The sequence below is a fragment of the Streptomyces yangpuensis genome (assembly GCF_001005295.1).
Taxonomy (GTDB): Bacteria; Actinomycetota; Actinomycetes; order Streptomycetales; family Streptomycetaceae; genus Streptomyces; species Streptomyces yangpuensis.
In genome coordinates, this window is record NZ_LBMK01000004.1 from 148369 (window position 1) to 167899 (window position 19531).

19 protein-coding genes and 1 pseudogene are annotated in these 19531 nt (G+C 74.3%); 8 read left to right on the plus strand and 12 right to left on the minus strand.

What is annotated here, in order from left to right; all coding sequences use genetic code 11:
* Positions 1-193: 193 nt before the first annotated feature.
* Positions 194-2635, minus strand: a complete 2442-nt coding sequence (locus tag AAT21_RS22135) for a helicase C-terminal domain-containing protein (RefSeq protein ID WP_046778707.1) — start codon at positions 2633-2635, stop codon at positions 194-196.
* 132 nt (positions 2636-2767) lie between these two features.
* On the opposite strand from AAT21_RS22135, the gene AAT21_RS22140 reads away from it, so the two are divergent.
* On the plus strand, positions 2768-3802 hold the full coding sequence (locus AAT21_RS22140; RefSeq protein ID WP_046778708.1) for a hypothetical protein: 1035 nt from the start codon (positions 2768-2770) through the stop codon (positions 3800-3802).
* Positions 3803-3824: 22 nt separating this feature from the next.
* Here AAT21_RS22140 and AAT21_RS22145 read toward each other — a convergent pair whose 3' ends face one another.
* Both AAT21_RS22145 and AAT21_RS22150 read right to left on the minus strand, forming a co-directional pair.
* Positions 3825-4646, minus strand: a complete 822-nt coding sequence (locus AAT21_RS22145; RefSeq protein WP_046778709.1) for a hypothetical protein — start codon at positions 4644-4646, stop codon at positions 3825-3827.
* Positions 4647-4655: 9 nt separating this feature from the next.
* Entirely contained in the window at positions 4656-5300 is a 645-nt protein-coding gene (locus tag AAT21_RS22150; RefSeq protein ID WP_079025881.1) for a SigE family RNA polymerase sigma factor, read from the minus strand.
* 130 nt (positions 5301-5430) lie between these two features.
* Between AAT21_RS22150 and AAT21_RS22155 the strand changes: the two genes are divergently transcribed.
* Complete coding sequence (locus tag AAT21_RS22155; protein WP_235439096.1) at positions 5431-6075, plus strand: HAD family hydrolase; 645 nt, start codon at positions 5431-5433, stop codon at positions 6073-6075.
* On the opposite strand, the gene AAT21_RS22160 is transcribed toward AAT21_RS22155, so the two are convergent.
* Positions 6072-6326: a hypothetical protein gene (locus AAT21_RS22160; protein WP_046778711.1), complete on the minus strand. Its 255-nt coding sequence runs from the start codon at positions 6324-6326 to the stop codon at positions 6072-6074. The genes AAT21_RS22155 and AAT21_RS22160 overlap by 4 nt on opposite strands.
* A gap of 178 nt (positions 6327-6504) precedes the next feature.
* Between AAT21_RS22160 and AAT21_RS39895 the strand changes: the two genes are divergently transcribed.
* Positions 6505-6888, plus strand: coding sequence for a cold-shock protein (locus AAT21_RS39895; protein ID WP_030012939.1), 384 nt, complete (start codon positions 6505-6507; stop codon positions 6886-6888).
* Between the two features lie 83 nt (positions 6889-6971).
* On the opposite strand, the gene AAT21_RS22170 is transcribed toward AAT21_RS39895, so the two are convergent.
* The 4 genes and pseudogenes from AAT21_RS22170 to AAT21_RS22180 all read right to left on the minus strand — a co-directional run.
* Positions 6972-7835, minus strand: coding sequence for a 1,4-dihydroxy-6-naphthoate synthase (locus AAT21_RS22170; protein WP_046778712.1), 864 nt, complete (start codon positions 7833-7835; stop codon positions 6972-6974).
* Positions 7810-8580 (minus strand): futalosine hydrolase, encoded by a 771-nt coding sequence (locus AAT21_RS22175; RefSeq protein WP_046778713.1) that lies wholly within the window; start codon positions 8578-8580, stop codon positions 7810-7812. Before AAT21_RS22175 ends, AAT21_RS22170 begins: the two co-directional genes overlap by 26 nt.
* A gap of 13 nt (positions 8581-8593) precedes the next feature.
* Complete coding sequence (locus tag AAT21_RS39255; protein WP_030030515.1) at positions 8594-9082, minus strand: hypothetical protein; 489 nt, start codon at positions 9080-9082, stop codon at positions 8594-8596.
* A 293-nt stretch (positions 9083-9375) separates the two neighbouring features.
* Positions 9376-10786, minus strand: a pseudogene (locus AAT21_RS22180) (MFS transporter); the annotation flags it as partial.
* A 328-nt stretch (positions 10787-11114) separates the two neighbouring features.
* On the opposite strand from AAT21_RS22180, the gene AAT21_RS22185 reads away from it, so the two are divergent.
* Positions 11115-12038, plus strand: coding sequence for a DUF3027 domain-containing protein (locus AAT21_RS22185; RefSeq protein ID WP_046778714.1), 924 nt, complete (start codon positions 11115-11117; stop codon positions 12036-12038).
* Positions 12039-12323: 285 nt separating this feature from the next.
* On the opposite strand, the gene AAT21_RS22190 is transcribed toward AAT21_RS22185, so the two are convergent.
* Entirely contained in the window at positions 12324-13346 is a 1023-nt protein-coding gene (locus AAT21_RS22190) for a hypothetical protein (RefSeq protein ID WP_046778715.1), read from the minus strand.
* Between the two features lie 76 nt (positions 13347-13422).
* On the opposite strand from AAT21_RS22190, the gene AAT21_RS22195 reads away from it, so the two are divergent.
* Positions 13423-14115 (plus strand): GDSL-type esterase/lipase family protein, encoded by a 693-nt coding sequence (locus AAT21_RS22195; protein WP_046778716.1) that lies wholly within the window; start codon positions 13423-13425, stop codon positions 14113-14115.
* Positions 14116-14224: 109 nt separating this feature from the next.
* On the opposite strand, the gene AAT21_RS22200 is transcribed toward AAT21_RS22195, so the two are convergent.
* From AAT21_RS22200 to AAT21_RS22205, 3 genes are all read right to left on the minus strand, one after another.
* Positions 14225-15214 carry an aldo/keto reductase gene (locus AAT21_RS22200; protein WP_046778717.1) on the minus strand — a complete coding sequence of 330 codons (990 nt, stop codon included), beginning with the start codon at positions 15212-15214 and terminating at the stop codon, positions 14225-14227.
* Between the two features lie 328 nt (positions 15215-15542).
* The gene (locus tag AAT21_RS37720) at positions 15543-15686 is read right to left on the minus strand and encodes a hypothetical protein (RefSeq protein WP_157879769.1); all 144 of its coding nucleotides are present in this window, start codon (positions 15684-15686) and stop codon (positions 15543-15545) included.
* Positions 15687-15911: 225 nt separating this feature from the next.
* Positions 15912-16178, minus strand: a complete 267-nt coding sequence (locus AAT21_RS22205) for a hypothetical protein (protein ID WP_235439098.1) — start codon at positions 16176-16178, stop codon at positions 15912-15914.
* Between the two features lie 176 nt (positions 16179-16354).
* Between AAT21_RS22205 and AAT21_RS22210 the strand changes: the two genes are divergently transcribed.
* The 3 genes from AAT21_RS22210 (at position 16355) to AAT21_RS34615 (ending at position 19494) form a co-directional block, all read left to right on the plus strand.
* Positions 16355-17347 (plus strand): helix-turn-helix transcriptional regulator, encoded by a 993-nt coding sequence (locus AAT21_RS22210; RefSeq protein ID WP_046778719.1) that lies wholly within the window; start codon positions 16355-16357, stop codon positions 17345-17347.
* Between the two features lie 319 nt (positions 17348-17666).
* Positions 17667-17840 (plus strand): hypothetical protein, encoded by a 174-nt coding sequence (locus AAT21_RS37725; RefSeq protein WP_157879770.1) that lies wholly within the window; start codon positions 17667-17669, stop codon positions 17838-17840.
* 220 nt (positions 17841-18060) lie between these two features.
* Positions 18061-19494 carry a C40 family peptidase gene (locus tag AAT21_RS34615; protein WP_052757940.1) on the plus strand — a complete coding sequence of 478 codons (1434 nt, stop codon included), beginning with the start codon at positions 18061-18063 and terminating at the stop codon, positions 19492-19494.
* Positions 19495-19531: the final 37 nt, after the last annotated feature.

Sequence of the window (19531 nt, forward strand, 5' to 3'; positions counted from 1 at the left end):
CCGCCCCCGGACCCCCGCGCCTCAAACGCCGGCGAGGCTGGAAGACCGGGGCTCCGCCCCCGGACCCCGCGCCTCAAACGCCGGCGAGGCTGGATGGTGCGGCGGGGCTGGAAGGTCGGGGCGCCGCCCCCGGACCCCGCGCCTCAAACGCCGGCGAGGCTGGAAGATCCACGCCGGCGAGGCTGAAATCGGGTCAGAGATGTTCGTCGGCGAGTTCGGCTACGCCCGTGACGCGGTGGAGGGCGTAGGTGCGGACCTCGTCCGCCGTGTGGTCGTAGCCCGTGACGAAGCCGCCCTCGACCCGGACCGGGGCGATGACCCGCTGGCTTGCCGCGCCGTCCGCGTTCACGTAGCCGATCCACACCGCCGACCCGGTCAGGGCCGCCGCCTGCACCGTCGCCAGCGTCTCCGCCGCGCTCGTGCGCGGGAGCTCGCCCGGTACGCCCGCCGTCGGCCCCGGCCCCGGCTCCTTGCGGACCGCCGTCGCCGCCAGGTCGCCCGCACGGATCGCCCGTACGGCCGCCCCCAGCAGCGTCGCGTCCGGCACCGGCGGGCCGTCCGGCACCGGTACGGGCGCCGAACGGGGCGGCGTGCGGTGGGCGTCGGCCCGGGCCACCAGCACGTCGCCGGTGCCCGACTCCGCGGCCGGCGCGTACCCCATCGCCCGCAGCCCCTCCAGCAGCGCGGTCGGTTCGGCCCGCGCGGCCAGCACCGTAGGCGCCAGCCTGCGCAGACCCAGCCCCGCCGACCGCTTGTCCGCGAGGATCTCGCCGAGCATCGCGTCGTCGTCGCAGCGCACGTACGAGGAGGCCGCGCCGACCCGCAGGTGCCCGTGCCGCCGCGCCACGTCGTCGATCAGGTACGCCAGCGGCTGCGGCACCGGCGTACGGCTGTGCTCCTTGAGGAAGGCGTGCAGATCGGCGGCCGCATGGCCCGCGTCCAGCGCCCGCCGCACCGAGCCCGGCGTGAACCGGTACACCGTCGCCCCGCCCTTGGACTCCACGTCCGCGAGCACCGCCAGGGTGTCCCCGAGCGGGCGGCGCAGCGGTCCCGGCGCCACCGCCGTCAGGTCGGCCTGGAGCAGCACGTGGTCCACCGGCTCCGGCAGCAGCGGCGCCAGCAGCGGCGCCGGGTCCCGGTGCTCCAGCAGGGCCCGGCCCGGCCCCGACAGGGCGCCCCGGCCGGTCACGCCGAGGACCTCCGCCTCGGTCAGCGCCCAGTGCGCCAGCCGGGCCCGCAGGTCGCTCGCCGTGCGCACGGGACGCTCCCACGCGAGCCGCGCCAGCACCGCGTCCGTGTCGGCCGAGGCGCCCTCCGGCAGGTCCGCCAGGAGTTCCAGGACCCGCCGGCGCACCTCGGGCGCGGCGGACCGGTCCAGTTCGGGGCCGAGCGCCGACAGCGTGCGCCCCTTCGCGTCCTGCTCGCCGACCAGACCGGCCGTACGGGTCGCCGGCAGCCACGCGGTCGCCAGCGCCGACCACCGCTCGGCGGGCGGCAGTTCGCGCCAGCCGTCGAAGGCCGGAGTGGGCGCGTACCGCTCGTCCGCCTCCCCGTCGCCGGCCAGCAGCCCGGCCGCGTAGGCCAGTTCGATCCAGAACGCGGCCGACGCCTCGGTGGTGTCCAGGCCGGACGCGACCCGCTTCAGGTCCCGTACGGACAGCCCGCCCGCCCGCAGCACCGGCGGACCGGTGTGCTCCCAGGACTTCACCAGTTCCTCGACGGTGGCCAGCGCGGCCAGCGCCTGTCCGGCGGCGTTCGCGTCCACAAGCTGTGGACGGTGCTCGCGGTGCGCCGTCACCGGCGGGGCCACCGGCGCCGTGTCCTTGTGCGCGAGCCCGCCGCGCAGGTGCAGCGCCACCTCCCGCGGCAGGACCACGGTCCGCGCCGTCGCGGGCAGCAGCAGCCCCCGGTCGCGCAGCCAGCGCACCGGCGGCGCCGGATTCGGGGTCACCTCCCCGTACGGCGGCCCCCACACCAGCCGCCCCAGCACCTGGTGCGCCTCGGCCGGGGCCTCGTCCAGCAGCGCCGACATCCGCTCCGGATCGGTGAACAGCGCGGTCAGCGCCGTAACCGCGGAGACCGGGTCGTGCGTGGCGGGCAGCCCGGCCGCCGCCACGATCTCCTGCACCCGGGTCGGCGACATCCCCGCCGTGGCCTCGGCGACGGTGGGCCCGAGCCCCGTCGGCGAGGGCCGCTGCGCGGACGGCGCGAGCACCTCGCGGGCGGTGCGCACCAGCCGCAGCCGGTCCTCGTCCCCCCACACCAGGGCCTGGTCGCGCAGCACGCCCAGGGCCCGGGGCAGCGCGGTACGGGCCCGCTCGTCCTCGCCGCCGGTCAGCAGCCCCTCCAGCACCGGGTACGGGCACGGGTCCGGGGCCACGGCCAGGGCCTCGGCGGTCTGCAGCGTGAACCGGTCCAGGCGCTCCAGCGCCCGCACCACCGAGGCCCGGGTCCCGGCGCGCGTGGCGAGCTGGGTGACATCGCCCGGTACCGGGTTCAGCAGGTCAGGACGGGAGTGCAGCAGCGCGGAGAGCGCCGCGTCGTCCCGGGCGCGCAGCGCCTCGGCGAGCGAGCGCGGGGAGTTCGCCCCGGTCCCGCTCTCCGGAGCTCCCGCAGCAGTGCTTGGCTCGGGCACAGTCGCCTCCCGGTCGCGTCGGCCGGTCGTATCGGCCGGTCCCCATCCGGCCAACGGTATCCGCTGTGCCCGGGGCGGCTCCACGGGCGCACGCGCTACCTTCGGGAGAGGCGGTACGGGAGGAGCCTGGGCGTGGGGATCGAAAGCGACCACCTGGTCTACGAATATCTGAGCGCCGTCGGGGACTTGGCGCAACGCCGGCACCTCTCCTCCGGCGACCGGATGCGGCTCGTGGCCGGCCTGCGGGACGAGATCGACCGTCGGCGCGCCAAGTACGACCCGGAGACCCCGGCGGCCGTACGCCGCATCCTGGAGCGCATCGGCACACCCGAGGAGGTCCTGGACACCGTCGGCTCGCGGCCGGGCGCGGCCCCCGCCGCCGGCCCCGCCGAGCCTGCCACGTCGGTGCCCGCGCAGCGGATCCCCCGGCCCGCGGGCCGCCTGCGGCTGCCCGGGGTGCCCACGCCGCGGCCGGCGCCGGAGCGGGAGCCCGAGCCGGAGAACGTACCGCCGCACCTGGCCGGGCTGGACGAGCTCGGCCCGTCCGGCGGCGCCGAGCCCGACTGGTGGCGGATGACCTCCGGCAGCCACGGGGGCGGCCCGCAGGTCGAGGGCTTCGCGGGCGGCATCGAGATCCCGGACCTGTTCAGAGGCGGGCCGGAGGAGGACGCCGAGGAGGAGAAGACGGCCCCGCCGACCGGGCCGCCGGACTCGGGTGCCCGCAGCCTCGTACGGTTCCTGCGCGAGCGGCGGCGCGCGAAGGCCGAGGCGAAGGCCGAGGCCGCGAAGGCGGCGGCCGGCGCGGAGCCGGAGGCGGCCGCCGCCCCGGCCCGTCCGCGGCCCAACGCCTTCCTGCTGCTGGCCGCGGCCGTCCTCGTCGTCGGTGTCGTCAGCGGCCACTGGCTGCTGCTCGTCATCGGCTGGCTCCTGCCGTACGCCTCACAGGTGCTGCGCCCGGCCGAACGCAAGTGGGCCGTCTTCGGGCCGCCCGGCGTGGTCCTCGCGGGCGCCGCGGTGTGGCTGTGGGGCCGCACCAACGGCACGTGGGGCGAGACCCTGGCCGACGACCAGGTCGGCGGCGCGGTCCAGGGGATGTGGCCCTGGCTGCTGCGCGGCGCCGCCCTGGCCTCCGTGCTGTACCTGGTGTGGCGGGCCCGCCGGCGCTGAGGCGCCCACGGGCCGCCACCGCTCAGCCGCCGGGGATGCTGCGCTGCTCCTTCTCCATCGGCTGCGCCTCGGCGGCCCTGACCAGGTCGAGGAAGGCGGGCGCCCTGGCCACGTCCAGCAGTTGGGCGGGGGTGACGGGAGCGGACGCGTTCGCCGCCTCGTCGGGGAAGACCGTCAGCCGGACGTTGCACGTCCCGTAGCGGAAGGAGACCTCCGTCTCGGTGACGGTGCCGGTCGGGATCGTCGAGGCGTGGGCCTCGATACCGCCGGGCAGCGTGGCCTTCGCGCAGACGCGGCCCCGGATCTCCTGGCAGGGCGAGGGCTTCTCGCCCGACGGCCGCACCGAGAAGATCAGCGGGAACGCCTTGCCGTCCTTGGTGGCCCGGTAGAAGTTCACCTTCAGGTCGGTGCGCTGCACGGTGCCGACCGTCGGCGGCAGCAGGCTCTGGAGCACGCCGACGGCCCGGTCCTGGAAGTTCTCCTGCCGGGCCCGCTCGGCGGGCGGCAGGCCGGCCATCGACGATTCGCCGGGCGTCGGTTCGATGTGGACCGGCTGCGGCGGAGCCGTCGGCGACGGCGACGGCGGTGCGGCGATCACGACCTCGACGGGGCCGCGCCCGGCGCTGTCGCCCGGCAGCAGCGAGGCGGTGGCCGCGCCGAGCGTGGCGACGGCCAGCACCCCGGCGCCGATCGCGACCCGGACGCGCGCCCTGCGGCGGCTGCCCTCGGCACGGGCCGGGCCCGACAGGTCCATCAGCGCGGGCAGTTCCTCGGTCGCCCGGTCCATCGCCTCGCGCACCAGCAGAGCGGTACGGGCGTCGGCAGTGTCCTCGTTGGTACCCATGACGTCTCCTCAGCTCTCGGTGGCGTGGTCGGTCGCGTAGTCGGTGGCGTAGACGTGGGCGTCGCCCAGCCGCACGCGCAGCTTCGCCAGCGCGCGCGAGCACTGGCTTTTGACCGTTCCCTCGCTGCAGCGCAGCAGTTCCGCGACCGTCTCGACGCTCAGGTCCTCCCAGTAGCGCAGCACGACCATGGCGCGGGCCCGCGGTGGCAGCTCGGCGAGCGCGGCGAGCAGGGTGACGCGCAGGTCGGCGTGGTGCGGGGCCGGCGGCGGGTCGGCCCGCCGGTGGGCCAGCAGGTCCCGCAGCCGCCGGCGCCGCTCGGCGAGGAAGGTGCGGGTCAGCACGGTCCTGGCGTACGCCTGCGGGTTGTCGGCGGCGGCCACGCGCCGCCAGTGCTGGAACAGCTTGGCGAGCGTCGTCTGGGTCAGGTCGCGTGCGCCCTCGGCGTTCCCGCACAGCAGGTACGCCGTCCGGTACAGCCCCCGCTGGGCGGCCCGGGCGAACGTCTCGAAGTCGAGGACGCCGGTCGCCGCGTCCCGCTCGGCCGCGTCCTGCCCGTACGCGTGGCCGCTCCCGGGCCCGTACGTGCTCCCGTACGTGTTCCCGTACGCGGGCCCGAGGTCCCGTACCGCGTGGTGTTCGGCGCCTGGTGGCATCCGCCCTCCCCTTCATCGTGTCCGTCATCCCTGTCCTGAGCGCCGCCGCGCCGAAAAGGTTGAACACGAGTTCCGGGGAGGTTCGTCACACCGTTCACCGCCGTCCGCCCGCCTCGGCACAATGGGCCCCATGAACCTCACCGTCGGCTTCGACCTCGACATGACGCTCATCGACTCCCGCCCGGGCATCCGGGCCGCCTACCGGGCGCTGTCGGCCGAGACGGGTACGTACATCGACGCCGACGCCGCGGTCACGCGTCTGGGGCCCCCGCTGGAGGAGGAGCTCGCGCGCTGGTTCCCGGAGGCCGAGATCACGGCCATGGCGGACCGCTACCGGGCGATCTACCCCGACCACGCCATCGGGCCGACGCCCGCGATGCCGGGCGCCCGCGAGGCCGTGGCCGCCGTGCAGGCGATGGGAGGCCGCGCGATCGTCGTCACCGCCAAGCACGAGCCCAACGCCCGCCTGCACCTGGCGCACCTCGGCATCGAGCCGGACGCCGTCATCGGCTGGCTGTGGGCGGAGGCCAAGGCGGGCGCGCTGCGCGAGCACGGGGCACAGGTGTACGTCGGCGACCACATCGGCGACGTACGCGGCGCCCGCACCGCGGGCGCGCTGTCCGTCGCGGTCCCTACCGGGCCCTGCCCCGAGCCGGAACTGCGCGAGGCGGGCGCGGACGTGGTCCTGCCGGACCTCACCGCGCTGCCCGAGTGGCTCGCGCAGTACGCCGCGGCACAGCCCGTCGCCGCGGAGGCCCGGGAAGTGTCCGCCTAAACCCCCTGGGAGGCGCGGGCCGCCCTGCGCTGGGCCGCCGCCGAGCGCAGCACGCCCGCGGCGGAGATCGCGAAGCCGACGCCCATCAGCATGCACACCGCCCACGCGTACGACGGGAACGGGTCGATGTCGAGGAACAGCGGGGCCATCGTGGCCAGTGTGGCCACGGCCCCGGCGATGAACACGATGCCGCCGGCCTTGACCAGTCCGTCGCCGGGCCGCGCTTCGTCGGAGTGAGGAGTAACAGTCACCTCACCAGGGTAGTTCCCTGGCCGAAGCAGCCGACCGTGAAGGACCGGGGAACGTCTTGTCACCCGGCCCCCGACCATTAGCCTTGAGGTGGCGGGTCACACATGGCCCGCTGCGCTGTTGTCCGGAGCCGTTCGCGGCCCTTCGGACCCCCGACGAGCACAAGGACAGAGGACGGACGTGCCTACCGGCAAGGTCAAGTGGTTCAACAGTGAGAAAGGCTTCGGCTTTCTCTCCCGCGACGACGGCGGCGACGTCTTCGTCCACTCGTCGGTACTCCCTGCCGGGGTCGATGCCCTCAAGCCCGGTCAGCGAGTCGAGTTCGGCGTCGTCGCCGGACAGCGCGGTGACCAGGCACTTTCGGTGACCGTCCTGGACCCGGCGCCGTCCGTCGCGGCCGCCCAGCGCCGCAAGCCCGACGAGCTCGCCTCGATCGTGCAGGACCTCACCACCCTGCTGGAGAACATCACCCCGATGCTGGAGCGCGGCCGCTACCCCGACAAGGTCCACGGCACGAAGATCGCCGGCCTGCTGCGTGCGGTGGCCGACCAGCTCGACGTCTGACCCGCGTACGCACAGCCGCGCCCCGTCCCTCCTGCGAGGGGCGGGGCGCGGCCGTGCACGGCCCGCGGCGCCGCGGGGCGGCGTTACGGGAAGGCGAGCGCGCCCGGCGCGATGGCCGGTACCAGCCCCTCGGCCGCGGCCCGCGTCAGCAGCCCGCGCACCGCCGCGTAGCCGGAGTCGCCCAGGTCCGCCGTGAACTCGTTGACGTACAGCCCGATGTGCTGGTCGGCGACGGCCGGGTCCAGCTCCTGCGCGTGCGCGCGGACGTACGGGCGGGAGGCCTGCGGGTCGTCCCAGGCCATCCGGACCGAGGTGCGCGCCGACTCGGCCAGCTCGCGCAGCCGCTCCGCACCCAGCGAGCGCTTCGCGATGATCGCGCCGAGGGGGATCGGCAGGCCCGTCGTGGACTCCCAGTGCTCGCCCATGTCGGCCAGGCAGTGCAGCCCGTAGTCCTGATAGGTGAACCGGGCCTCGTGGATGACCAGTCCGGCGTCCACCCGGCCGTCGCGGACCGCCGGCATGATCTCGTGGAACGGCAGCACGACCACCTTGCCGACGCCGTCCGGCAGCACGTCCGCCGCCCACAGCCGGAACAGCAGGTAGGCGGTGGACCGTTCGCCCGGCACCGCGACCGTCTTCCCCGCCAGGTCCAGGCCCGGCTCCGCCGTCAGCACCAGCGGGCCGCAGCCGCGCCCCAGGGCCCCGCCGCACGGCAGCAGCGCGTACTCCTCCAGCACCCACGGCAGCACCGCGTACGACACCTTCAGCACGTCCAGCTCGCCGCGCTCGGCCATGCCGTTGGTGATGTCGATGTCCGCGAAGGTGACGTCCAGGGCGGGCGCGCCGGGCACCCGGCCGTGCGCCCAGGCGTCGAAGACGAACGTGTCGTTCGGGCAGGGCGAGTAGGCGATCCTCAGCGGGTCACCGTTGCCCACGGTGTTGCTCATGGCGTTCTCCCCAGTTCGCGAGTACGGGCCCCAGCACCCGGAAGCCCTCGGCGAGCGCCGTCAGCGCGTCCCCGATCCGCCAGGCGGCACGGTCGCGCGGGCCCACGGCGTTGGACACGGCACGGATCTCCAGTACGGGCAGCCCGTGCGCGGCGGCGGCCTCCGCGACCCCGAAGCCCTCCATGGCCTCGGCCCCGGCCATCGGGTGCCGGGCCGCGAGCGCGGCCGCCCCGTCGGCGGTACCGGTCACGGTGGAGACGGTCAGTACGGGCGCCAGCAGCGCCCCGGTCGCCTCCGCGGCCCGGGCGGCCAGCTCGGCGGGCGGCAGGTGCACACTGCGCCCGAAGCCCAGTGAAGCCACGTCGACGAACCCGTCGGGGGTCTGCGCCCCCAGGTCGGCCGCGACGATCGCGTCCGCGACCACGAGCGAGCCGACCGGGGCGGCGGGCACGAACCCGCCGCCGATGCCTGCGCTGACGACCAGCCCGTAGGGGTTTTCGGCGAGGGCCAGCGCCGTGGCGGTGCCGGCGGCGGCCGCCGCCGGGCCGACGCCGCCGACGAGCACGTCGAAGGCGATGCCCGGAAGGTCCCGGCGGGTGATGAGGTATCCCTCCCCGGACTTCGTCCGGGGACGCCCCGGGGGGAGTGTGCGCGGCTCAGGACCGGGACTGTCCGGATGAGGGGTCAGACCGGTGAGGACGGAGTCCGACTCCGCCCCCACCGCCGTCACGACGAGCGCGCGCACCGGTGTCGTCCGGTTACTTGAGCTTGAGGTTGAAGGACCAGACGGCGAGCGGCTTGCCGTCCTCGCCGATCTGCAGGAAGGCCAGCTTCTTCGAGGTCGGCGCCTCGCCCTGGCCGCCGGTCGCGAAGACGTCGGCGTTGGGGAAGCTGCGGTACGTGCTCGACGAGGGCTCGGTGATCGGCTGGCCGTCGAGAACCGCCGACCAGCGCTTGCCGTCCTCGACGACCTCGGGCTCGACGCCGAGGCGCAGCGTCTCGCCGCGCCCGTACTCGATGGTCTTGGGGTTCTTGAGGTTCGTGAGGCACTCCTGGACCTCGTCCATGGAGAGCTCCTTGCCGTCGTTGTGGCAAGAGGCCTCGGCGGACACCGACGAGCTGCCGACCGTCACGGTCGCGAGCGGGGTCGGCTTGTCGCAGGCGGAGAGAAGGAGGAGGCCGGCGGACACGGCTCCGAGGGCCGCGACGCTGCGGCGGGCCCTACCCGAGAAAAGCGGTGCGGTCATGAGCCGAAGGCTATCGGGCCCCTGGGCTGCGCCGCTGCATGGGGTACCGCGGACCGGCGTGGCTCCCGCCGTGTGGCTCCCGCCGGGTGGCTCCCGCCGGGTGGCTCCCGCCGGGGGGCCGTACGGGGTGGGCGCGGCGCGGTTCGGCTCCGGCCGGTGGCTCCCGTGGGGGTGGCGGTGCGATGGCGGTGCGGTGTCGCGTGCGGCACCGTTGCGGGGGCGCTGCCCCCCGAGCCCCCGCGCCTCAAACGCCGGCGGGGCTGAAGGAGCGGGGCTCCGCCCCGGGCCCCGCNGGGGGGGGGGGGGGGGGGGGGGAGGGGGGGGGGGGGGGGGGGGGGGGGGGGGGGGGGGGGGGGGGGGGGGGGGGGGGGGGGGGGCCGACAGGGCGCCGCGGACGGCCATCACCGCGCCCAGCGCGACGATCGCCGCCGCCACCGCCATGCCCAGGACGCCGTTCAGCGGCAGCACGATCCCGATCGCCCCGCCCAGCACCCACGCCACCTGGAGCAGCGTCTCCGAACGGGCGAACGCGGACGTCCGTACCGCCTCCGGAACGTCCCGCTGGATCATCGCGTCCAGCGACAGCTTCGCCAGCGCCTGGCAGAACCCCGCCGTCGCGGCGAGCACGGCCACGAACACCCCGCTGTAGAAGACGGCCGCCAGCACCGCCACCCCCAGCGTCACGCACAGCACCGCCGCGACGATCGCCTCCGGCGCCCGCGCCCGCAGCCACGCCCCCACCGCCGTACCGCACGCGTTGCCCACGCCCGCCGACACGCCCACGATGCCCAGCGACACCGCCGCGCTCTGCCCCGCCAGCGGATGCTCCCGCAGCAGGAACGCCAGGAAGAAGATCAGGAACCCGGACAGGGCGCGCATCGACGCGTTCGCCAGCAGCCCGCACAGCACGCTGCGGCTCACCGTCCGCAGCCCCGGCCGCTTCGAGTGCGCCTCGTGCGTCGACAGCCGGGCCCGCCGCTCACCCTTCGCCTCGTCCACCTTGTGGGGCAGCGTGAACGCGGCGAAGGTCCCGCCCACGAAGACGACGCACGCCCCGTACAGCGGCCACTGCGGCCCGATCGAGTTCAGCCCGGCGGCCAGCGGCGCCGCCGCGCCCGTCGCCAGCAGACCGGCCAGCGTGACCCGGGAGTTCGCCTTGACGAGTGAGAATTTCGGCGGGAGGAGCCGGGGCACCACCGCACTGCGCACCACCCCGTACGACTTGGACGCCACCAGCACGCCCAGCGCCTCCGGATACAGCTGCAGACCCCCCGTGGCCACCACGGCCGACATCAGCAGCGCGAGGACCGCCCGCGCCAGCATCGCCGCCGCCATCGAGGCCCGCCGCCCGTGCGGCAGCCGGTCCAGCAGCGGACCGATCACCGGGGCCAGCACCGTGAACGGCGCCATCGTGATCGCCAGGTACAGGGCCACCCGGCCCCGAGCTTCGTCCGTCGGCACGGAGAAGAACACCGTCGACGCCAGCGCCACCGTGATCATCATGTCGCCCGCGCCGTTGATCGCGTGCAGCTCGATCAGCTTGCCGAGGCCCGACTCACCGGCCCCGTGCGCGTGCGTGGCCCGCCGGATCCCTTTGGCCGGACCGGTGATCGGACGGTGCAGCGCACGCCCGACGGCCCGGCCGGCCCGCCTGGCCGGTCCCGAGCCGTCGTCGGACGACCGTACGGGTGCCACACTCGACATAGTGCCCCACCCGGCCCCCGCGGGGCGCCTCCCGGCGCGTCGCGGAACCGGCGGCTTGTCCGCGAATCGGACCTTGCATGTGTGCCCAGGGCTTAAGAGGAGGTAGCGTGCGTAGCGCGCCACCGGCGGTTGCTCCTGGCCGCGCGCCTCTTCGTGATCCCGCAGAATGGATCGCAGTGAGGTGCGCCCGGAGTCCGATCGGGTGCGGACGTCGACGCGGCCCTCTGGTCCGCTCCGCCCGCTCCTCGTACGGACAGCACCACCGGGTCGTTGTGGACGACAGTACGGACGGCGCACACGTGAGACGGCGTAGGAGAGAACGAGACCAGTGAGTGCTGCGACGACGCGAAGCCGTACCCCGCGTACCCCCGACCGCCTGTGCGTCGAGGCGGTGGAACTCGCCCGCGCGGCCGCCGAGGAGGCAGCCTTCCCCGGCGTGGTGGGCGCCCACGTCTCCGCCGTGGCGGAGGGCGACCGCGTCGTCACCCACTTCTTCGAGTCCAAGGAACCGGGATACCGCGGCTGGCGCTGGGCCGTCACCGTCGCCCGCGCCTCCCGCGCCAAGAACGTCACCCTCGACGAAACGGTGCTGCTCCCCGGTGACGACGCCCTTCTGGCCCCCGAGTGGGTGCCGTGGAGCGAGCGGCTGCGCCCCGGCGACATGGGCCCGGGCGACCTGCTGCCCACCGAGGCCGACGACCTGCGGCTGGAGCCGGGCTGGTCGGGCGAGGACACGCCGCCGCCGAACTCCGTGGTCTCCACCGAGATGGCCGAACTGGTCGAGGCGGAGGACGCCGACGTCACCGACCGTGTGACGGTGCCCGCGCGCGGCTCCATCACGTCGGTCGCCGAGGAACTCGGCATGCGCCGGGCGCGTGTGCTCTCCCGGTACGGGCTGCACACCGCGGCCGACCGCTGGGACGAGTCCTTCGGCGCGAAGACCCCGATGGCGCAGGCCGCCCCCGCGTCGTGTGTGTCCTGCGGCTTCCTCGTCGCCGTCGGCGGCTCGCTGGGCCAGGCCTTCGGTGTCTGTGCGAACGAGTTCAGTCCGGCCGACGGCCGTCTGGTGTCGCTGTCCTACGGCTGCGGCGGCCACTCCGAGGCCGCGGTCATGCCGGCGCCGCTGCGGCCGGCCCCGCCGGTCCTGGACTCGATGGCCGCGGACGAGTTCGTCCTGCGCCCGGCCTCCGAATCGGGCTCCGCCCCGGCCCCGGACGTCCAGCCCGCAGACCTGGACCTCGGCCACTCGTAACCCCGGGCACCCGGCTGCGTCGGTATCCGGCCAGGTCGGCATCCGGCCCTGTCGGCACCCGGGCACTCGTAGGGGCTCTGCGTCAGGCGCTGTCAGTGCCGCGCGCAGCGCCCTGGCGCCCAGCGTCTCCGGCGCCCGGCTCCGTCGGCATCCGGCGCCCCTGGCGCCCCGCACCCCGGGCGGCCCCGGCACCCGTACGGGTTTCTCCGGGACGCGCGCCGTCAGCCCCGCACGTGGCGCCCCCGGCGCGCTCGGCACCCGGACGGGTCCGGGCCGCGCGCGGCGTCAGTCCCGTGCGCGGCGGCGGAAGAGGCGCTTCGCGCCGAAGGTCAGGGCCAGGGCGGCCGCCAGGACCAGGGCGCCCTTGGCGAAGCTGCCCGTCGGCTCCGGCGCGGTCGCCGCGTCCGGCGGGGATCCCGGCTGCGGCGAGGCCGAACCGGCGGGCGTGGCGGCCGCGGCCGCCACCGCGACGACCCGGCTGTTCGCGCCCTCCGAGCCGAACATGAGCGTCCCGCCGTCGGCCGTGTACGTCACCGACTCCGCCTGCCCCTGCCACGGCGCGTCGACCCGGTCGCCCTCGCCCTGCGGCCGGCCGTCCTTCCACGGGTACGTCCGGGCGGTGAAGTAGCCGCGCAGGGCCAGCCGGTTCCCGTCCGGGGAGAACGCCCCGTCCGTCACCCACGGGACGTCGGCGACCCGCCGGAACACGTTCGCCCCGCCCGCCGACAGCTCCGCGGGACCCTCGTACAGGCCGCCCCTGCTCTCGTGCTTGCTCGCGATGTAGACCCGTCCCGTCACCGGATGCACCATCAGGGACTCGGCGTCGCGCGGCCCGTCCTCGTACCGCACGGTGAACTGCGTTGCCTTGACGGTGACATCACCCAGTTGCTTCGGCTCCTGGAAGCGGTAGATCCACACGTGCTCCCAGGTGCCACCGCGGTTGTCGCCGATGTCCCCCACGTAGAGCTGCCCGTCCGGGCCCAGCGAGATCGCCTCGACGTCGCGCGGCCTGCCGATGCCCGTCAGCGTCACCCGGGCCACCGTGTTGCCGGTGGCCGAGTCCACCGCGTAGACGTACGGGCCGTCCTCGCTGTCGTTGTGCGTCCAGTAGACCCCCGGATGGATGCGGCTGGCCGCCAGCCCGCTCGACTCCTTGATCCTCGGGTCGGAGATGGTGAACGAGGACGCCCCGGGGGACTGCGCGGCGGACGCCGCACCCGGCAGCACGGCGACGACGACGGCGGCGGCGGTGAGGGCGGTGGCGGCGGCGCTCGCGAGGGCGGCGGCGGACGGCGGGGACAGGCGCATCCTCCCAGCCTGCCAGGAGCTGCCGCGTGTCCGGCGTCACAGGGGCTTCTGTCGCGTGATCCGCGATGATGACCGGATGCGTTTCATGTTCGTCGGCGACTCCATGACCATCGGACGCGCCGGCGACTACACCTGGCGCTACCGGATGTGGCAGCACCTCGACTCGACCTTCGGCGGCCCCTACCGGATCGTCGGCCCGCGCTGCGAGGTCTACGACACCACCGCCGACGCGCCCGTCAGCCACGACTACGCCGACCCGGGCTTCCCGGAGCACGCCCGCCGCCACCTGGCCGGCTGGGGCGAGGGCTGGCAGCACATGGCCCCAGTCATGGGCGAGACCGTGGCCGCGCACCGCCCCGACGTACTGCTGGTCTCCCTGGGCCTGATCGACCTCGGCTTCTACACCGACGCCGAGCAGACCGCCGACAACGTCCGCCGCTTCATAGCGGGGGCCCGCGCGGCCGGTCCCGGTGTCCGCATGGTGCTGCTGCCGGTCATCCCGAACAGCCGGGCCGAGGAGGACGCCCCCTTCGCGGCCGAGGTGACCCGCTTCAACGAGCTCCTCGCGAAGGCCGTGGCCGACCTCACCACGGACGCCTCGCCGATCCTGCTGGCCGCCCGCCCGGCCTCGTACGACATCCACCACGACACCTACGACGGCACCCACCCCAACGCCTCCGGCGAGCACCGGCTGGCGGGGGAGTTCGCGGCGGTCCTCCACCAGGCCTGGGGCATCGGCGCCCCCTACCGCCCGGCCCAGGACCCGTAACACGCCCCGTCGTTGCCCAGGGGGCGGCGGTCCGGGCCGGGCGGGCTGCCGGGGCCGGGCGGGCTGCCGGGGCCGGCGACGGGCCCCGGCAGCACGCGGCTCCACCCGATCACCAGGCGAAGGCCTCCGGGGACGGTCCCGGGCCGGGGAAGATCTCGTCCAGTCCGGCCAGCACCTCTTCGCTCAGCTCCAGTTCCAGCGCGCGCAGGGCGCTCTGCAGCTGCTCGGCGGTGCGCGGGCCGACGATGGGGCCCGTCACTCCCGGCCGGGTGAGCAGCCAGGCCAGGGCGGCCTCGCCCGGCTCCAGTCCGTGCTTGTCGAGCAGGTCCTCGTACGCCTGCACCTGTGCGCGCACCGTGCTGTTCGCGAGGGCGTCCGCCGACCGCCCGGAGGCCCGCCGGCCGCCGACGGCCTCCTTCTTGATGACGCCGCCCAGCAGCCCGCCGTGCAGCGGGGACCACGGGATGACGCCGAGGCCGTAGTCCTGGGCCGCCGGGACGACCTCCATCTCGGCGCGCCGCTCCGCGAGGTTGTAGAGGCACTGCTCACTGACCAGGCCCAGCATCCCGCGCCGGGCGGCCGTCTCGTTGGCCTGGGCGATCTTGTAGCCGGGGAAGTTGGAGGAGCCCGCGTAGAGGATCTTGCCCTGCTGGATGAGCACATCCACGGCCTGCCAGATCTCCTCGAAGGGGGTCCGGCGGTCCACGTGGTGGAACTGGTAGAGGTCGATGTGGTCGGTCTGGAGCCGCTTGAGGCTGGCGTCGACGGCCCGCCGGATGTTCAGAGCCGACAGCCGGTCCTCGTTGGGCCAGGTGTCTCCCTCGCGGGACATCGAGCCGTAGACCTTGGTGGCCAGCACCGTCTTCTCACGCCGGCCGCCGCCCTGCGCGAACCAGGTGCCGATGATCTCCTCGGTGCGGCCCTTGTTCTCCCCCCATCCGTACACATTGGCGGTATCCACGAAGTTCAGGCCTGCGTCGAGGGCCGAGTCCAGGATGCCGTGGCTGGTCGGTTCATCTGTCTGAGGACCGAAGTTCATCGTGCCGAGGACGAGTCGGCTGACCTTGAGTCCGGTGCGTCCGAGCTGCGTGTACTTCATGGACCCCAGCCAACTGCTTCGAGTCCACTCCAGGCAAGAGCGGCGCGTGGCACGCTCGCCCCCGCGAACGCACGGTGCGCGCGCAGGTGCGGGCGTACGGGCCCGCGCCGGAGGCTTTCGCCCGGCGGGCGCCGCCCGGCGGCCGCCGCAGGGGCTACTGGCCGGTGGCGGCCGCCACGGCGACGACGAGGAACATCAGCACGAGCACGCCGGCCATCACACGGTTTCTGGTCTTGGGATCCACCCGTCGAGCGTAACGCGGCAGCCCCCGCATCATGGACGCAGGGGCTGTGCCGTGGTGGGTGCGCTGCCGGCCGTGGCCGGGCGGTCACTGCCAGCTCATGTCACCGTTCTGGGCGGCGACCGGGGGCTTCGCGGCGGAGACCGGGGCCGCGGAGGCGACGGCCGGGGCGCCGAGGACGAGGGCGAGGGCGACGACCGCGGCGGCCTTGACGATGCGGGTGGTGTTCATGATGTCCGGTGTCCCTTCGGAGGTGCCGTGAGGTGGCGAGTCGGTGGCTTCCCGGTCGGTCCCGCACCCCGCGGTGGCGCTGTCCCGTTCCGGTGAGACATAGCTAAGCCGCAGCTCAGCGGGGGGTGAAGAGATATCGGCTGGCCCAAACCGTCCGTGGACGGATGAGGACACGGACGAGGACAGGGGCCTGGCCCGGACCGTCCCGGTCGCTGCCCGGCGGAGTCAGCCGCTCCGCTGCTCCAGCAGGGCCATCGGCATCAGCGGGACGCCGACGTCCAGCAGGCGCGCAGTCGGCAGCACCCGCGCGCCGAGCAGGCGGCGGCAGACGGACTCGGCATGCCGCTCCGCCTCCTCCAGGGATTCCGAGAGCAGGTAGAAGCCGAGGGTGAAGTGCTCCGCGGACTGCGGGTGCACGGCCAGGTGCTCCACCCGGTCCCGCGGGCGCAGCCCGGCACGGGCGGCCTCGCGCAGGTCATCGGGCACTTCCACCGGAGGGACCGTCCGCAGACGGGCATGGACGAGGTACATGCCTCCACGGTCGCCCCGCCGGCCCCGCCCCGGACACCGAACCGGCTGGCCGTTTGTGGCCCTGGACACATCGGGCCAGGCGGCGCTTCTTTGAGATGATCTTCTCGTTGAAGTGCCAACGGGGTGGGGGGAACCACATGTTGACCGAACTGGGCCTCGATGCGAGAGCCGAAGCCGTCTACCGCGCCATGCTCATGGAACCCGGGTCCGGCGTCGCCGCGCTCGCCGGCACCGTGGGGATCGGCGAGGACGACGTACGCGAGGCCCTGGACCTGCTGAGCGAGCTGGCCCTGGTCCAGCCGTCCGCAGAGGCCGGCGGGCGGCTGCGTGCCGTCTCCCCGGACATCGGGATGGAGATCCTGATGGCCCGGGGACAGGCGGAACTCGCCGCGCAGCAGCAGCGGCTGGAAGCGTCCCGGGCCGCCGCGGCCCGGCTGATCTCGGAGTACTCGGAGCTGCGGCCGGCCGCCCGGCATCCGGGCGTGGAGCAGCTCATCGGCCTCGACGCGGTCCGCGACCGGCTGGTCGCGCTGACCCGGGAGACGAAGGAGGAACTCCTGGCGTTCTCGCCGGACGCCACGCTGAGCGAGACGGCCCTGGCCGCGTCGCGCCCGCTGAACAGGACGCTGCTCGAACGCGGCGTCCGTATGCGCACCCTCTACCTGGACAGCGTGCGCAACAGCCGCCCCTCCGTCGAGCACGCCAACTGGCTCACGGAGCTCGGCGGCCAGGTCCGTACGGTGGCGTCGCTCCCGACGCGGATGCTCATCGTGGACCGCAGGACGGCGCTGATCCCGGTGAGCGACGACTCCGCGGCGGGCGCGGTCGTCCTGACCGGGCACGGCATGCTGGTCGCCCTCTGCGCGCTCTTCGAGTCGACGTGGGCGTCGGCGCAGCCGCTGGCGGAGGTGGCCGTCCTCGGGCCGGACGGCCTGACCGCGCAACAGACGGCAGCGGTACGGCTGCTGGCCGAGGGGCATACGGACGACGCGATAGCCAAGCGGCTGGGTGTCTCCTCGCGCACGGCCCGGCGCATCGCCAACGAGCTGATGGAGCGGCTCGGTGCCCGCAGCCGCTTCGAGGCCGGGGTCCGGGCCGTCCAGGAGGGCTGGCTGCCCACGCGCGCCTAGGTTCTGCCGGTACCGAAGCCGCCCGGCGGGATCACGAGAGTGGTCCCGCCGGGCGGTTTTCGTATGTGCGGGCGGGAGAGCGCACGGAGGGGCCGGATCAGGCCACTGTGGACAGGTCCGGCCATGGCCCGTTCGGGCCAGTCGATCTCTCTTCCGCCCGGCCCGGGCGGCGGCGAATCTATTGCTTGTCAGCGGGGCAGCCCCCCGGGGACGAGCACCGAAGGACCTGAAGACCCTTCAACGGACGCCACCGCGGGACGTCCTGGGGCGACGGGTTCAAGCCACCAGATCATTTCGTTTCGGAAGGACGAAGCTCCCCATGCGTACGGGAATCCTCAGGGCCACCGCGGTCGTCGCCCTCACCCTCGCCATCACCTCCGTAGCGCCGATGGCCTCCGCCCACGCCCCCGCCCACCCGGTCCCGGCGACCGGAACGGCCGGCCCGCCGGGCACCCCGCTCACCCCGCTCACCGCGGTGGCCGGCTCCCGCTAGGCGCACCGCACCGCACCCGCACCCTTCGCAGCACCCGCAGCACCCGCAGCACCCGCAGCACCCGCACCACCCGCAGGCCCCCAGGACCGCTGTACCTGCAGGACAGCTGTCCGTCCGCCACACCGCGCACACCGCGCACACCGCGCCTCGTAGGACCGCCGGTCGAGCCCTCGCTCCCGGCCCTCCAGACCTCCTGACCCGCCAGAACCGGAGCACAGCCATGTCCCGACACCTGCCCAGAACCCGCCACGCGGCCGTCGCCGCACTGATAGCCGCAGCCGTCGCCGCCGGCACCGTGGTCGCCGTCGACTCCGCGGCGGTCGCCGCACCGGCCGCCGTCACCGCCGAAACCCCCACGAACCCCGACTACGGCAGCCCCGGCCAGGGCGAGGAGGAAGCGGTCGACGGGGAGTTCCGGGCGACGAGCTTCGCCGCGGCGACCTCCACGCAGATCACCCGCAGTTCAGTCATCGCCCGGGCCAAGAGCTGGGTCGGTATCGGGCTGGGCTACAGCAGCGGCGGCCGTCACAACGGATACCGCACGGACTGTTCCGGCTTCGTCTCGATGGCCTGGGACCTGGACTTCCAGCCGGCCACCAACAGCTTCGCCTCCCGTGGCGTGACCGAGCCGATCACCAAGTCCGAACTGAAGCCGGGCGACGCCCTCCTGGACGACGACCCGGGCGCCTCCGGACACGTCGTCCTCTTCGAGAAGTGGGCCAACTCCGACCGCACGCAGTACTGGGGCTTCGACTTCACGCCCAGCGGAGTCCACCATCGCGTCTACGACTACCCGTACTACCCGGGCTACGGCCCCTATGCGCCCGTCCGCTACAAGAACATCGTCGACGACGTGACCACCCCGCCGGCGCCCAAGCCCGGCATGACCGACCTCGTCGCGGCCGACATCAACGGCGACTTTGTGGACGACGTGGTCGGCGTCGAGGCCTCGACCGGCAAGCTGTGGCTCTACAAGGGCGCCTCCAACGGCACCATCGCCTCCGGCGGCAACCGCGTGGAGATAGGCAGCGGCGGCTGGAACGGCATGGCCGACCTGGCCGCCGGCGACTACAACGGCGACCGCAAGGACGACATCGTCGCGGTCGAGGAGGCCAGCGGAAAGCTGTACCTCTACCCGGGCACCGGCAGCGGTCTCTCCTCCCGCAAGGAGATCGGCTCCGGCGGCTGGAACGGCATGACCCAGCTGATGGGCGGCGACTTCAACGGCGACGGCAAGGCCGATGTCGCCGCCGTCGAGGAGTCGACGGGCAAGCTGTGGCTCTACAAGGGCAACGGCACCGGGTCGATCGGCGGCGGAAGCAGCCGCGTACTGATCGGTTCCGGCGGCTGGAAGAGCCTGCACGACCTGGTCGGCATGGACGTCGACAACGACGGCAGGACCGACGTCGTCGGGGCGGAGACCTCGACGGGCAAGCTCTTCCTCTACAAGAGCAACGGCACCGGCCTGGGCGCCCGCACCGAGATCGGCTCGGGCGGCTGGAACGGCATGAACGACCTCATCGGCGGCGACTTCACCTCGAACGCGAACGACGACCTCGTCGGCGTCGAGAAGGCCACCGGAAAGCTCTACCTCTACCCGGGCACCGGCACGGGTCTGGGGGCGCGCAAGGAGATCGGCTCCGGCGGCTGGTAGCCACGGCGCATCTCTCCCCGCTCTCCTTTCGCAACTC